This is a genomic window from Gilliamella sp. Pas-s25 (assembly GCF_009795885.1).
GTDB lineage: Bacteria > Pseudomonadota > Gammaproteobacteria > Enterobacterales > Orbaceae > Gilliamella.
In genome coordinates, this window is record NZ_WTEV01000094.1 from 1 (window position 1) to 367 (window position 367).

General features: G+C 39.5%; 1 protein-coding gene. It reads right to left on the minus strand.

What is annotated here, in order from left to right:
• On the minus strand, window positions 1-253 hold a 253-nt coding region (locus tag GQ593_RS13485), incomplete at its 3' end, for an RHS repeat domain-containing protein (RefSeq protein ID WP_160432483.1).
• Between the last annotated feature and the right edge of the window lie 114 nt (window positions 254-367).

The window sequence follows — 367 nt, forward strand, 5'->3', positions numbered from 1 at the left end:
GCAAGGCGTAGTCATATTCAGTCACTTTACCGGCTTCATCTTTAAACCAAGTCACTTTGCCATAAGCGTTATATCGATATTCCCGTGTGGTGTTATTCGGATAGGTAATTTTAGTGATTTGACCTAAGGCATTATACTGGTAATGAAGGCTATTATTTTGCCCATCAGTCACCGTTTCAATACGCCCTTGTGCATCATAAGCGTACTGTTCATAGCGACCATCAGGGTAGGTGATTTGCCTAACTTGACTCAAGTGATTAAACTGTTGGGTTAGTCGGGTACCATCTGGATAAAGGACAGCAGTACATTGCCCGTCTAATAAATCTGTAACAGAAGTGTAATTTTATGCTCATTATCATTTAAAAAT